Source organism: Blautia fusiformis (assembly GCF_020686995.1).
Classification (GTDB): Bacteria; Bacillota; Clostridia; order Lachnospirales; family Lachnospiraceae; genus Blautia_A; species Blautia_A fusiformis.
The window spans coordinates 60,406-75,066 of sequence record NZ_JAJEPT010000005.1 but is presented as its reverse complement, the minus strand read 5'-3'; the positions used below and the strand labels follow the sequence as shown (position 1 = coordinate 75,066).

At 46.6% G+C, this 14,661-nt stretch carries 13 protein-coding genes and 1 other annotated feature; of the genes, 2 read left to right on the top strand and 11 right to left on the bottom strand.

The window, feature by feature from the left end:
* Positions 1-18: 18 nt before the first annotated feature.
* Positions 19-1,026 (bottom strand): phosphate acetyltransferase, encoded by a 1,008-nt coding sequence (gene pta, locus LKD46_RS06030; protein WP_015525244.1) that lies wholly within the window; start codon positions 1,024-1,026, stop codon positions 19-21.
* A 399-nt stretch (positions 1,027-1,425) separates the two neighbouring features.
* On the opposite strand from pta, the gene LKD46_RS06025 reads away from it, so the two are divergent.
* Positions 1,426-2,700: a tRNA(Met) cytidine acetate ligase gene (locus LKD46_RS06025; RefSeq protein ID WP_110103263.1), complete on the top strand. Its 1,275-nt coding sequence runs from the start codon at positions 1,426-1,428 to the stop codon at positions 2,698-2,700.
* 75 nt (positions 2,701-2,775) lie between these two features.
* Here LKD46_RS06025 and LKD46_RS06020 read toward each other — a convergent pair whose 3' ends face one another.
* The 10 genes from LKD46_RS06020 to LKD46_RS05975 all read right to left on the bottom strand — a co-directional run bounded on the left by LKD46_RS06020 (position 2,776) and on the right by LKD46_RS05975 (position 13,537).
* Positions 2,776-3,936, bottom strand: a complete 1,161-nt coding sequence (locus tag LKD46_RS06020; protein WP_110103264.1) for a pyridoxal phosphate-dependent aminotransferase — start codon at positions 3,934-3,936, stop codon at positions 2,776-2,778.
* 218 nt (positions 3,937-4,154) lie between these two features.
* Positions 4,155-4,943, bottom strand: coding sequence for an ABC transporter ATP-binding protein (locus LKD46_RS06015; RefSeq protein ID WP_015525247.1), 789 nt, complete (start codon positions 4,941-4,943; stop codon positions 4,155-4,157).
* A 3-nt stretch (positions 4,944-4,946) separates the two neighbouring features.
* Positions 4,947-5,858 carry an ABC transporter permease gene (locus LKD46_RS06010; RefSeq protein ID WP_138277755.1) on the bottom strand — a complete coding sequence of 304 codons (912 nt, stop codon included), beginning with the start codon at positions 5,856-5,858 and terminating at the stop codon, positions 4,947-4,949.
* A gap of 72 nt (positions 5,859-5,930) precedes the next feature.
* Entirely contained in the window at positions 5,931-6,959 is a 1,029-nt protein-coding gene (locus tag LKD46_RS06005; protein WP_227573932.1) for an ABC transporter substrate-binding protein, read from the bottom strand.
* Positions 6,960-7,091: 132 nt separating this feature from the next.
* Positions 7,092-7,342: a binding site (T-box leader), on the bottom strand.
* Positions 7,343-7,400: 58 nt separating this feature from the next.
* A complete protein-coding gene (locus tag LKD46_RS06000; protein WP_227573931.1) occupies positions 7,401-8,765 on the bottom strand; it encodes a PFL family protein in 1,365 nt (454 codons plus the stop codon).
* 70 nt (positions 8,766-8,835) lie between these two features.
* Complete coding sequence (locus tag LKD46_RS05995; protein WP_118514417.1) at positions 8,836-9,108, bottom strand: ACT domain-containing protein; 273 nt, start codon at positions 9,106-9,108, stop codon at positions 8,836-8,838.
* Positions 9,109-9,121: 13 nt separating this feature from the next.
* Positions 9,122-9,919, bottom strand: a complete 798-nt coding sequence (locus LKD46_RS05990) for an MBL fold metallo-hydrolase (protein WP_022427103.1) — start codon at positions 9,917-9,919, stop codon at positions 9,122-9,124.
* Positions 9,906-10,505, bottom strand: coding sequence for a dephospho-CoA kinase (gene coaE, locus LKD46_RS05985; protein ID WP_118514421.1), 600 nt, complete (start codon positions 10,503-10,505; stop codon positions 9,906-9,908). The genes LKD46_RS05990 and coaE overlap by 14 nt, the downstream gene beginning before the upstream one ends.
* Positions 10,506-13,145 carry a DNA polymerase I gene (gene polA / locus LKD46_RS05980; RefSeq protein ID WP_227573930.1) on the bottom strand — a complete coding sequence of 880 codons (2,640 nt, stop codon included), beginning with the start codon at positions 13,143-13,145 and terminating at the stop codon, positions 10,506-10,508. It abuts the gene before it with no gap.
* A 2-nt stretch (positions 13,146-13,147) separates the two neighbouring features.
* The gene (locus tag LKD46_RS05975) at positions 13,148-13,537 is read right to left on the bottom strand and encodes an anti-sigma factor family protein (RefSeq protein WP_227573929.1); all 390 of its coding nucleotides are present in this window, start codon (positions 13,535-13,537) and stop codon (positions 13,148-13,150) included.
* 186 nt (positions 13,538-13,723) lie between these two features.
* Between LKD46_RS05975 and LKD46_RS05970 the strand changes: the two genes are divergently transcribed.
* Positions 13,724-14,593, top strand: coding sequence for a DegV family protein (locus LKD46_RS05970; RefSeq protein WP_118514427.1), 870 nt, complete (start codon positions 13,724-13,726; stop codon positions 14,591-14,593).
* Positions 14,594-14,661: the final 68 nt, after the last annotated feature.

Sequence of the window (14,661 nt, the reverse complement as noted above, 5' to 3'; positions counted from 1 at the left end):
CTCCTGATCTTTTAATAATTATTTATCCTCTGCCTGGCACTGTACTGCTGTGATCGCTACAACACCTACGATATCATCTGCAGAGCATCCGCGAGACAGGTCGTTTACAGGTTTTGCGATACCCTGTGTAACAGGTCCGTATGCTTCTGCTTTACCAAGACGCTGAGCAAGCTTGTATCCGATGTTACCTGCATCAAGGTCAGGGAATACCAGTACGTTAGCTTTACCTGCTACTTCGCTTCCCGGTGCTTTGGATGCGCCTACGCTTGGAACGATAGCTGCATCAAGCTGGAACTCTCCGTCAAGTTTAAGCTCCGGATGCTCCTCTTTGGCAATTCTTGTAGCCTCTACGACTTTATCTACGTCAGGATGCTTTGCACTTCCCTTAGTGGAGTGGGAAAGCATAGCTACGATCGGCTCCTCCTGAACAAGAAGCTTAAAGGACTCAGCAGAAGATGCTGCGATCGCAGAAAGCTCATCCGGAGTCGGGTTCTGGTTCAGACCGGAATCAGCAAATACGAATGCACCGTTTGCACCATACTCGCAATCCGGAACAACGATCAGGAAGAATGCGGATACAAGCTTGGTTCCCGGTTTTGTCTTCAGGATCTGAAGGCATGGACGAAGTGTATCTGCTGTAGAATGGCATGCACCGGATACCATACCGTCTGCATCCCCCATCTTAACCATCATTACGCCATAGTATGGGTACTGAGTATGAAGGATCTCTTTCGCTTTCTCAGGTGTCATTCCCTTCTTCGCTCTCAGCTCTACAAATTTATCAATATATGCCTGAGTTCTGTCAGATTTCTCCGGATCTACGATCTGTGCACCGGAAATATCAAAGCCGCCCTCTGCAGCTTTCTTGTTGATCTCTTCCTCATTACCGATGAGGATGATCTTTGCAACTCCCTCTTTCAGAATCTTGTCAGTTGCCTCAAGAGTTCTCATATCCTCTGTCTCTGGCAGTACAATTGTTTTTACGCTTTCTTTTGCTCTTTTTTTAAGCAGTTCAACAAATCCCATGATTAAATGGCTCCTTTCTTGATGTAACAAAAACGCTAGTGTCTGTTCGGGCACTACACTATGTTTATTATACCCCCTTACCCTTTTCTTTTCAAGCGTTTCATTGTCAGAAAATGGCTATACTGCGTATTTTTTGAAGTGCAATTGTTACTGTTTACCGACAATGTTCTGCGATGTGTTTTTTGTGGATAAAGATCACAGATGGCCCGAGGATTTCGGCGCATGATCATAAATTTGCGTGATTTCTGTATCTCCCAAAGGGTGTTGCCGGGCCCAGAGCGGACAGCAGCATTCGGGTTTATGGCAGCAAAACAGATTTCGAATGCCGCTTAACTTTTTACATTGCTTATGTTAAAATAGCACCATTATAATTTTCAGAAACGGCAGGTACTTTTTTATATGAAAGTTGTTGGAATCATTGCAGAATATAACCCATTTCACAAAGGTCACGAATACCAGATCCGCTATGCCCGGGAGATCCTTGGTGCTGATTATATTGTGGTCGCCATGAGCGGGGATTTTGTCCAAAGAGGGGCTCCTGCCCTTATGGAAAAACATCTCCGGGCTGAGATGGCTCTTCTCGGAGGCGCCGATCTGATCCTGGAAATGCCGGTACAGACAGCAACGGCCAGTGCGGAAGGATTTGCCGCAGGTGGCGTAAGCCTTCTTGACGGGCTTGGTGTTGTAGATGAGCTATGTTTCGGAAGTGAATGCGGAGATACAGAGACTCTTATGAATATTGCACAGATTCTTGTAAAGGAACCGTTTGAATACCGCAAACTCCTTCAGCAGAATCTTCGTACCGGAATGAGTTTTCCTGCTGCAAGAAGCAGTGCTTTGATCCGTTACATGCGAGAAAAAGCCACTTCCGTGCATAACACATTCGGCGTTTCATCAGAACATATTGAACTCATTCTTTCTTCTCCCAATAACATCCTGGGAGTCGAATACTGCAAAGCGCTTCTCCGTCTTAGCAGCCGTATCCTTCCTCATGCACTTTTAAGAAAGGGAAGTGGTTATCATGATACGGATTTTTCTCTTCTTTCCGATGAAGAATTTCCCTCTGCTTCCGGCATCCGGAGCCTTATGAAAAAATCCGAAGGAACTGTGCAGTCTGCTGATCTTTCCCGGTTGATCCCTTCTGCTTCCCTTCCCGGATTCCTGGATTCTCTCAAAAAAGGAGCATGGCTTTCTGACTCAGCACTGGATCTTCCTCTGCATTACAAACTGCTTCTGGAATCCGAAGAAACTTTAAAAATGTATCCGGAGCTTTCGGATGCACTGATCCGGCGTATCCTGAAATCCCGAAATCAATATGAAGGTTTTTCCCAGTTTGCGGATCTTTTGAAAACACGGGATATTACCCGTTCTGCTATCTGCCGCAGCCTTGTCCGGATCTTTCTTGACCAAAAAACAAAAGCACCCGGACACATTCCCTATGCCCGGGTACTTGGCTTTCAAAAAAACAGCGCTCCGCTTCTCAGCCAGATCAAGAAAAACTCCTCGATCCCGCTGATCACCAAAGCCGCCGATGCATCTGCGATCCTCGATGAAACTGCGCTTCGACTTTTTAATGAAACCTGTGCGGCTTCCAATCTTTACGAAATGCTTCTCTGCCACAAAACAGGTCAACCTTTCATCCACGAGATGAAAAAGCCGCTGCGGATCATTTAAGATCCACAGCAGCTTGAACGCTGATAAGTAATCTTTTCATGGCTTGAGATCGGATTTTGAACAACTTTCAGTTATTCAGTTTAATCCGCTTTTTCGGATCGCTTCCACTGCTTCCCGGATCTTCTCCGGCGGAAGTACCAGGGCGAAACGTACGTAGCCCTCTCCATGGGGACCAAAGCTTGCTCCCGGAGTCACGATGACGCCGGCCTTTTCCATCAGTTCCATACAGAATGCCATGCTGTCGGTGCGGCCACCCGGGATCTTCGCCCAGACAAACATGGTGCCTTTTCCATTTGGAAGTTCCCATCCGATATCACGAAGTCCCTGGCAGAGAGCATCTCTTCTCTCCTGGTACTTCTGACACTGTTCTTTTACGCTGTCCAGCGGTCCCTGAAGTGCTGCAATAGCTGCTTTCTGAAACGGCAGGAACATGCCGAAGTCGATCTGGCTTCTCAATTTGCGGAGCGCTGCGATCACATCCGACCGGCCTACCAGAAAGCTAAGTCTTGCGCCTGTAACATTGAAGGATTTGGAAAGACTGAAAAATTCCACTCCAATATCTTTCGCTCCCGGAGTGGCCAAAAAACTTCCTCCAAATGCCCCGTCAAAAATAATATCGCTGTACGCATTATCATGAATGATCAGAATATCATATTTTTTCGCAAATTCCACGATTTCTTCGTAAAGTCCCGGAGTGGCAATGCTTCCTACCGGGTTGGACGGCAGGGATACTACCATATATTTAGCCTTATTCGCTATTTCTTCCGGAATTCCCTTTACATAGGGAAGGAAATCATGCTCTGCAACCAGCGGATAATAGTAAGGAACTGCTCCTGCCATCAGACTTCCTGCTGCAAATACGGGATAGCACGGATCCGGAAGAAGTACTGTATCTCCCTCATCACAAAGCGCCATGCCAAGATGCCCCATTCCTTCCTGGCTTCCATAAACAGTCATTACCATGTCCGGTGTCAGTTCCACATCAAAACGTTTCTTATAATAAATACAGACTGCATCCAGAAGCTCCGGCAGATCACGGAGACTGTATTTCCAGTTGTTGTCATCCATAGCTGCTTCCGCTACAGCTTTCTTGATATATTCCGGAGTCTTGAAATCCGGAGTTCCCACACTCATGTTATAGATCTTCATGCCCTGTGCTTCCAGCTCCATACGTCGGTTGTTCAGAGCAGCAAAAATTTCATCTCCAAATCGGTCCAATCTTTTTGAAAACTGCATATCATTCGTCCCTCTTCCATAATAAAATCAAACGGATATTCGCAATCCGCTTCGCTACTTGCTCATAAATGAAATCACAAAGTGATTTCATTTATTTTATCACGGTAACGTGACATACTCAAGAATTTTCATAAAAAAAGAACCATCACCTGTGTAAAGCAGCTATTCATTTTCCACTTTACACATGATCGGTAACGGTTCTTCATTATTTATTCCGTTTATTCAGACAAAAGAATACGGTCATTATCCAAAGCCTTGCCCACTCCCGTTTTAAATTTCTCAAGAAGGCCATCCACGGTCATATCCTTCTTCTCTTCCCCTCCGATATCCAGCACGATATTGCCGGAGTCCATCATCAGGATACGGTTACCAAGATCAATTGCTGACTGCATATTGTGTGTGATCATCAGACAGGTCAGCTGATTTTCTTCCACGATCCGTCTGGTGAGATTAAGGACTTTCTCAGCAGTTCCCGGATCAAGGGCTGCAGTATGCTCGTCCAGAAGAAGTAATTTCGGCGGATTCATGGTTGCCATCAAAAGCGTCAGCGCCTGTCTCTGTCCACCGGAAAGGAGACCTACCGGATGACTCATCCGCTCTTCCAGTCCAATGTCCAGCTTCTTCAGTTCTTCCCGGAAACGTTCTTTTTCCTGCCGGGTCGTGCGGGAAAGCCACCCACCCTTGCCGGCTGCAAGTGCAAGATTCTCTTCGATCGTCATTCCCGGTGCAGTACCACGCATCGGATCCTGATAAAGACGTCCGATCTCTTTTGCGCGTGCATGCTGCGGCATAAATGTGATATCCCTGCCATCCAGCTCGATCGAACCGGCATCTGTAAGAAAATCACCGCAGATTGCATTAAAAAGTGTTGATTTTCCTGCACCATTGGAACCGATGATCGTAGCAAAGTCGCCTTTTTTCAGTTCCAGGGAAAGATCTGTGATTGCCTTTTTTTCGTTTACGGTTCCCGGATTAAATGTTTTTGAAATATGGCTGATTTTTAACATAGATCATCTTCCCCCTTTTGTATGAGTCATTCTTCTTCGGATCTGCGGCCACTGTTTCTTAAGATATGGACCGGAAATTGCAAGAACAACGATCACAGAAGATACCAGTTTCAGCATAAATGCCGGCATGTTGAAACGAAGTGCGATGGTATACACAAGGCGGAAGATAAAGGAACCAAGCACCATTCCCACCGCTCTCACAAAAATTCCTCCATGTCCGAGAAGGGTACCTCCGATCAGCAAGGATGCCAGTGCGATGGTGACCATACCCTGACCGATGTTGATATCTACGGATTTCTGCGACTGAGACAGAAGACATCCGGAAAGTGCGGTAAATGCATTTGCCACGCAAAGGCCGATCACCGTTGTAAAGACCGGATTGATAGAGGAAGATTTTACCATATCGGAATTATTTCCGGTTGCCCTGATTGCAAGACCAAGTCTTGTTTTCAAAAAGAATACCAGAAATACAATCACGAGGATCACTGCGATGGCTGCAATAAGGATATCTTCCCTGCCTTTTAACGGTGTACCTGCAAGCACGTCCTTCATCATGGTAAATACTGTGGTCGTCCGATTCATATTGATCAGGGATGACCCTCCCATGACCGCAATATTTACGGAATATAATGCAGTATTTACAATAATACCTGCAAGCAGGCTATCTACCCCCAGCTTCGTCTGCAGGATAGCCGTTACAAATCCCGATGTAACACCTGCTGCCATAGCTGCCGCAATGGACAAGAACGGATGTCCGCTTACAGCAACTACGGCTCCTACAGCGGCTCCGAAGGTAAAGCAGCCATCTGTAGAAAGGTCGCAGACATTCAGCATGGAATAACTAAGGAACAAGGCAAGAACTGTCAGAGAACAGATCAGTCCAAGCTTCAGGGCTGTCTCCCCGAGGGAGAGCATAGTTGCAATCGTCACAGTGATTTCCTCCAATTGGATTTATTTCATAACTGCTCACAAAAATGAGCGGTTAATTTATTTTGATTCTACTTCATCAAAGCTTTCTGCAGTTGTGATCTCGTTTACCTGTGTGCAGAGAGGCTCAAATGCCTTCTTTACGGTATCGAAATCAAGTCCGAGCGCCTTGCAGGTTTCTGTATTAACTGTTGCAGTACCATTGTCAAAGGTTTCAACAGCTGTCTTAGACGGATCCGCATTATCTACCAGGATGTCAGCGATCATATCGGCTGTTTTCTGTCCCAGATTTGCATAATCAACACCATATCCTACAAAGGCACCATTTAATGCAAAGGAGTCGGCACCTGTGTAGTGCGGGATTCCTGCGTCGATGAATTTTTCATAAATAGAAAGCTCTGCTGTCATGATAGTGTTGTCCGTAGGTGTAAATACGGCATCCACACCGTCAGCGATCAGTGCATCTGCTGCGAGCTGGACTTCATCGGTAGTGGTTCCGGTACGCTCTACATATTCGATTCCCTCTTTATCCAAATAATCTTTTGCTTCCTGAATTGCTGTTGTGGAAGAATCCTGTCCTACATCATAGAGGAGACCGATCTTCTTTACATCCGGATTCTGTGCCTGGATCAGCTTCATAATAGAAGAAGTATCCAGGTAATCGCTGGTTCCTGTGATATTTGCGCCAGGAGCATCCAGAGAATCTACAAGACCGGAGCCAACCGGATCAGATACTGCTGAGAAAACAACCGGTGTATCACTTCCTTCTGTAGCAGACTGCATACGCATTGCTACCGGTGTAGCCACACCTACCATCAGGTCAACCTTATCCGCCTGAAAATCTGAAATGATCTGTTCCATAACACTGGCATCTGCATTACAGTTGTCATAAGACACATCAAATGTAACACCCTTTTCTTTGCCAAGCTCTTCCAGACGGAACTGGATATTGTCTACGATCTGGTTCAGGGAAGCATCATCTACATAATTGCAGATGCCTACTTTAAAATCCTCCGCCATAACCGGACTTGTCATCATCATAGTTGTTGCTGCTACTGCTGCTGCGATCACTAACATTCTTTTTTTCATAATTTTGTTCTCCCTTCTTATTCCGCTTATGATTACTTATTTGTACACCCTGCGGTCTGCTTTTCCGGAACAACTTTCATGCAACAGAATCGCTTTTCCTGTAACACAAAAACCGTCCCAAGCTTATATCATGCTTGAGACGGTAATAAAAGTTCTTTATTATCGCGGTACCACTCAAATTGACGAATCGTCCACTTTCCGGCGTACTAACATACACTCCTCATTGGTAACGGGTTCGGTTCCCGTCGGCGCCTACTGTACAGATAAATAGTTCGGGCCGCCCTCGAAAGTCCATTCAACATCTGGTCCCCTGCGGATTTCCACCATCACCGCTCTCTGTGAAGCTTCCTGAAATGTTTACTTCTCTTTCTCACTGGTTTGTTTTTTAAGTTGTGTTTACTTTAGCACATCAACGTAAGTCTGTCAAGTCCCAAAATAAAATTAATTCTTAAAGCTGTGGATCGGTGCCGGGATCCTTCCGCCTCTCTGTACAAATGCATCACAGGAGAAGGAATTTACAGGCATGATCGGAGCATATCCAAGAAGACCTCCGAACTCAACCGTTTCGCCCACGCCCTTACCGATAACCGGGATGAGACGTACTGCAGTTGTCTTCTGATTTACCATACCGATGGCAGACTCATCTGCGATGATACCTGCCAGTGTGGTCGCCTTGGTATCTCCCGGAACTGCGATCATGTCCAGACCAACAGAGCATACACATGTCATGGCTTCCAGCTTCTCCAGAGTAAGAGCTCCCTCGTTTACCGCATCGATCATTCCCTGATCCTCGCTGACAGGAATAAAGGCACCACTTAATCCGCCCACAGCTGCCGCTGCCATAACACCGCCTTTCTTCACCTGGTCGTTGAGAAGTGCAAGCGCTGCAGTTGTTCCCGGTGCGCCGGCTCTCTCAAGGCCGATCTCTTCCAGGATCTCAGCTACGGAATCACCGATAGCCGGTGTCGGTGCAAGAGAAAGGTCCACGATACCAAACGGCACGTCAAGACGCTTGGACGCCTCACGTGCAACCAGCTGTCCAACTCGTGTAACCTTAAACGCAGTACGTTTGATCATCTCGCAGAGGGTTCCGAAATCCTCTCCACGAACCTGCTCCAGGGCTTTCTTCACAACTCCGGGGCCACTGACACCTACGTTGATGATGCAGTCCGCCTCTGTGACACCGTGGAACGCGCCTGCCATGAACGGATTGTCATCCGGTGCGTTGCAGAACACCACAAGTTTGGCACATCCAAGAGAATCCTGATTCTTAGTAGCCTCTGCTGTTGCAAGGATGATCTCGCCCATCAGCTTTACGGCATCCATGTTGATACCGGTCTTGGTGGAACCAACGTTTACAGAACTGCAGACACGCTCTGTTTCTGCCATTGCCTGAGGAATGGAGCGGATGAGAAGCTCCTCTGCCGGAGTCATTCCCTTGCTTACCAGTGCAGAATATCCGCCGATAAAGTTAACGCCAACTTCCTTGGCACATTTATCCAGTGTTCTTGCAATGGTCACAAAATCCTCCGGTTTCTTACATGCAGCCCCGCCAACCAGAGCAATGGGTGTTACGGAAATTCGTTTATTTACAACCGGAATACCGTACTCGGTTGCGATCTCATCACCGGTAGCCACCAGATTTCTGGCCTTTGTGGTGATCTTTTCGTATATTTTCTGATTCAGTGCATCCAGGTCAGGATCGATACAGTCCAGAAGGCTGATACCCATGGTGATGGTACGCACATCCAGATTCTCCTGCTCGATCATTTTATTTGTCTCGTTTACCTCAAAAATATTGATCATTTTATTTTCTCCCTGATGATTGATGTAAAGTAGATATCATATGCATTCGCAATCCGCATTCGGTGCCTGATCATACTCGATGCATCATGTTAAAAATATCTTCATGCTGGCAGTGGATCACAACACCGATTTCCTTGCCCAGATTCTCAAGTTCTCTTGCAAGTTCACCGCCATCCTTTTCACATTTTGCTGTGTCTGCGATCATCATCATGTTGAAGTAACCCTGAACGATGGTCTGAGAAATATCCAGAATATTAACCTGATTCTCTGCAAGATATGTACAAACCTTTGCAATAATTCCTACTGTGTCGTTTCCTACTACTGTGATAATTGTCTTCTTCATCGTTTTTTCCTTTCTACACTGTGATTATTTCTGATATGTGATCCCTCTTCGCTACCTGGATCTTAAAATCCCTGGAACGGTACGGGTTGTCACCAAGTGTCACCTCCGAGCACACAGTCTCGTAGGCAAGTTCTTCATAATTGTTTTCTCTGCTTAAATGGCCTAGAAAAACCGCCTTCAAATTATCATGAAGGATCCGACAAAGCAGACGTCCTGCATTCTCATTGGAGAGATGCCCACGGTCTCCCAGAATCCTCTGTTTGAGATAATAAGGGTATTTTCCGACCTGAAGCATACGGATGTCATGATTCGCTTCCAAAAGCACCGCATCCAGATTCTCCAGATTTTTTACAATGTAATCATTATATTTTCCAAGGTCTGTGGCAATGCCCACAGAATGCTCTCCACATTCCAGGCGGTAGCCCACCGGCTGTGCGGCATCATGGGGAATGGTAAAAGGATTTACCGTCAGGTCCTTGATCTCAAAAGGCTCATCCTCCCGGATCTCGTGGATCAAGCCCTCCGGCATTTTCCCAAGGGATTTCATACGAAGCATCGCATCTGCCGTTCCACCTGTGGTATAGATGGGAATTCCGTATTTTCTGGAGATCACTCCCAGTCCCTTGATATGGTCAGAATGTTCATGTGTGATCAGGATGCCATCCACATCTTTCCCGGTAAGATCCAGGGAATTCAGGCCTTTTTCGATACTCTTCCCGCTGATCCCCACATCTACCAGAACATGCGCCTCCTCAGAGCCCACATAAATACAGTTGCCGCTGCTTCCGCTGGCAATACTACAAAGTCTCATTTCTCTCTATCCCTTCTCTGATCTGTCTCCGGGTTTCCTTCAGATCTCCATTATTCCCGATCACATAATCCGTATGTTCTCTGAAAACCTGGTCAGATACCTGGTTTCGGATAATGCCAAGAGATTTCTCTCTGGAATAGCCGCGGCTTTCCATCAGACGACGGATCCGGATTTCCTCCTCTGTATACACATACCAGACTTCATCACAGAATTCCTGATAATTCTCTTCCAGAAAAAGAGCAGCTTCCACAACACAGATTCCTCTTCCGGCATCCTTCTGTTCTCCAAGAAGATCCAGGATTCTCTGCTTTACAGCCGGATGAATGATCCCGTTTAATTTCAAAAGCATATCCTTATCTGTGAATACTACATCAGAAATCCGTTTCCGGTCAATAGTTTTATCTTTTTTTATGATTTCTTTTCCAAACAATGCGATCACCGCATCGTAACACTCTTCCCCCGGTTCCATCAGAATGTGACCAAGCTGGTCTGCCTGGATCACATATGCCTGGAAATCTTCTTCTAGGATTCCAAGTACTGTACTTTTTCCGGCCCCTACTCCGCCGGTTACTCCGATCACTCTCATTTATTTCGCCTCATACCAGCTGTCACCCTGGTGCATATCTACGTCAAGTTCCACTGCAAGGTCTGCAGCTCCCTTCATCTCTTCTTCCAGAATACGGGAAACTTCCTCGATCTCTTCTTTCTTTGTCTCGATCAGAAGCTCATCGTGAACCTGCAGCACCAACCTTGAACGCAGTCCCTCTTTTTTCATTCGTTCATAAACATGGTTCATGGCTATTTTGATGATATCTGCTGCAGTACCCTGGATCGGAGAGTTCATGGCTACACGTTCTCCGAAGGAGCGCTGCATGAAATTACTGGATTTCAGCTCCGGCACGGGCCTTCGTCTGCCGAACATAGTTGTCACATAACCGTGTTCCTTGCCATCCTTTACCAGACCGTCCAGAAAACCTTTGATCTTCGGATAGGTCTCAAAATATTTCTCAATATAGGCAGCTGCCTCTTTTCTGGTAATACTCAGATCCTGGCTCAGTCCAAAGGAACTGATCCCATAAACGATTCCGAAATTTACCGCCTTGGCATTTCTTCGCTGAAGGGATGTCACCTCATCCAGCGGCACATGAAACACCTGGGATGCGGTGAGCCGGTGGATATCCTCCGCCTCACGATAAGCCTGGATCAGTTTTTCATCACCGGACATATGTGCCAGCACACGAAGCTCGATCTGGGAATAATCTGCATCCAGAAATACAAAGCCCTCTTCCGGCACAAAAACCTTACGGATCAGCCTGCCCAGTTCCATACGGACCGGTATGTTCTGGAGATTTGGATCTGTACTGCTGATACGACCGGTTGCTGTGATCGTCTGATTAAAAGTAGAGTGGATCCTTCCATCTTCTCCGATCACATTTCCGAGACCATCTGCATAAGTGGATTTCAGCTTGGTCAGCTGACGGTACTCCAGGATATCTTTTACGATGGCATGATCCGGCGCCAGCTTATCCAGGATATCCGCAGCTGTGGAATAGCCTGTCTTGGTCTTCTTTCCACCTGGAAGTCCCAGCTTTTCAAAAAGCATCACACCCAGCTGTTTCGGAGAATTGATATTAAACTCTTCCCCTGCTTCCTGCCAGATGGTTTTTTCCAGCTCCTGGATACGGACTTTAAGTTTTTCGCCATAGCTCTTAAGCTCTTCACCCTTAACGGAAATCCCCCATTTTTCCATAGAATCCAGGGTAAAGACAAGAGGAAGCTCGATCTCATCATAAACCTTACGCATGCCTGTTTCATCCAGTTTTTCAAGAAGAACTTTTCGGGCCATGCAGGGCACAAACGCCTGATAGCAGGCATAATTTCCAAGACATTCCAGCTCCTCTTCCCAGGCCTTTTTCAGAGAAGTCTTTCCAAGAAGGTCTTCCTTTGAGGGGAGCATCATACCATCCAGATATTCTCTGGCAATGTCATCATGGGAATAAGAAGATTTCAGCGGGTTCAGAAGATATGCAGCAACCCCCGCATCAAAAACCTTCTTCGAATCATCAAGGGAAACATGCTTGAGAACTGATTTAATATCCATAGCACAGAGCACCGTACTGTCCGCCAGAGTTTTCAGTTTTCCGCAAAGGTAATCCCCTGTGAGAAGTCCTCCCACCGGAATCTGATAGATTTCTTTTTCATCCAGGACCAATCCCACGGTATACACCTGATCCGGATCTGCAAGAACAGAAATACCCACCTGATCTTTCTGCGCTGCTTTTTCAAACAGTGCCTCCACACCGGAAAGATCATTACAGGTAAAAAATTCCAGTTCCATGGAGGAATCTGCTGTCGCAGCCGGATCAAAACGGTTCAGCATGTTCTTAAATTCCAGGCGTTTACACAATTCATATGCCTCCGGAGTATAGGGATTTTCCACTTTCGCTTTTTCGTAGGAAAATTCCAGCGGACTGTCTGTGTTGATGGTTGCAAGTTCTTTGGAAAGCTGCGCCAGATCATAATGCTCGCGGAGAGATTCTTTCGCCTTATTAGGCTTTACCTCTTCCAGATGCTCACGAGCATTCTCAATGGAACCGAACTGCACGATCATCTTGGTCGCGGTTTTCTCTCCAACGCCCGGGATTCCCGGAATATTATCGGAGCTGTCGCCCATCAGTGCTTTCAGTTCTATGATCTGCGGCGGCGTTACCTGATATTTCTCAAGAACTTCCGCTGTATGGTAGTTTTCAATGGTTGTCTTTCCCCGGACAGTCTTCGGAAGCCGGATCAGCACCTTATCTGTGGCAAGCTGAAGAAGATCCCGGTCTCCGGAAAGAATGGTAACATCCATACCCTTTGCTTCACTTCTTCTGGCGACCGTACCAAGAAGATCATCTGCTTCATAGCCTTCCAGGGACATGATGTTGATTCCCATGGCAGAAAGCATCTCCTTGATCAGCGGAACCTGTTCCCGAAGCTCCTCCGGCATGGGTTTTCGGGTGCCTTTATAGGCTTCATATCTCTTATGCCGGAACGTAGGTGCACTCAGATCAAACGCAACGGTAAGATACTCCGGCTTCTCTTCCTCCATGATTCTGAACATAATATTCAGAAATCCATATACTGCTCCTGTATGACGTCCTTCTGCATTGGTAAGATCCGGCAGACCATAAAACGCACGGTTCAGGATGCTGTGACCATCGATCAGTAATATTTTTTCACTCAAAATCAAATTCCCTCCTTCAGTTCCAGGATCACAAAAACAAGAAAGACCACCAGTGCTGCGATCAGAACACAGACTGCTACTGCAGCGATCGCTCTGTGAAATTTCTTTTTTCGGATATACCTTTTGGATTTTCGGATATCCTCTTCCAGAAGCTCCTTAAAATCCAGAACAGAATCTTCCCGTTTCTCATCCAGCTGCTGCATGGCCTTATGTACAATAAAATATGTGGCAAGCTCATCGTAGCAGGAGGAACACTTCTCGATATGCTCCAGAAAATCCTCCAGATCATTCAACGGCAACGTATGATCGATATACTTATTAACCATTCCCTCTGCAATACGACAATCCATATTTTCCCTCTCTTTCAAAACAGCAGATTCTCTCTTACCCAAAAGCTTCTTCTGAAATTCAGCCCGACAATTTGCCCAGGCCGGAGAAACACTTCCCAGAATGTTACCATTATAGCGAATTAAACGTTGAATGACAAGGGCGGTTTCCTGTGGTATATTTGAGATGTCACGGTCAGGAAACAGAAAAACTGACCAAATATGAAAATCCAGGCAAGGAGGATCACCATTATGAAATCTATAGCAATCGTTACAGACAGTAACTGCGGCATGTCTCCCGCTCAGGTAAAAGACCTTGGCATCTACATGCTTCCAATGCCGTTTTTTATAGATGATAAGGAATATCTGGAAGACATTGACATGAACCAATCAGAATTCTTTCAGCATCTTGAACAAAATCCAGGCTGCAGAGTTTCCACATCCCAGCCCACACCGGAATCCGTCACTACCCTCTGGGACAAGTTGCTCAAAGACTACGACGAGATCGTACATATCCCCATGTCCAGCGGTCTCTCCAGCTCCATGCAAACTGCCCGCATGCTTGCAGAAGACTATGATGGCCGTGTACGTGTCGTAAACAACCAGAGGATCTCCGGAACCTTACGTTACTCTGCCATCGAGGCTGTCCAGCAGGCTAAAAACGGTCTCTCTGCCGATGAGATCGGAACCTGGCTGGAAGAAACCCGCTTCGACTCCAGCATCTATATCACTGTAGCTACTCTGAAATACCTGAAACAGGGCGGCCGCATCACTCCTGCAGCTGCAGCCATCGGAACCATGCTCCGTCTGAAACCGGTTCTGCAGATTCAGGGCGAAAAGCTGGACGCCTTCTCCAAGGCCCGCACCATGACTCAGGCAAAAAACACTATGACTAAAGCCATCAAAGATGACATTGCAGACCGCTTCGGAGAAAAGATCAACCTGGATGTCATCCACTCCCACAACCTGGAAGCGGCCGAAGAATTCCGAAAAGAAGTCCTCACCACCTTCCCAAACATCGGTGAAGTCAACATCTTCCCTCTCTCCCTGAGCGTTTCCTGCCACATCGGCCCCGGAAGCCTTGCTCTCACCTGCTCCAAGGTACACCCGGAAATCTGGTAAATAATCTAAACAATTTATATTTTTACAACAAAAGCGGAGTCTCTCGGACCCCGCTTTTTTCTTGCTAT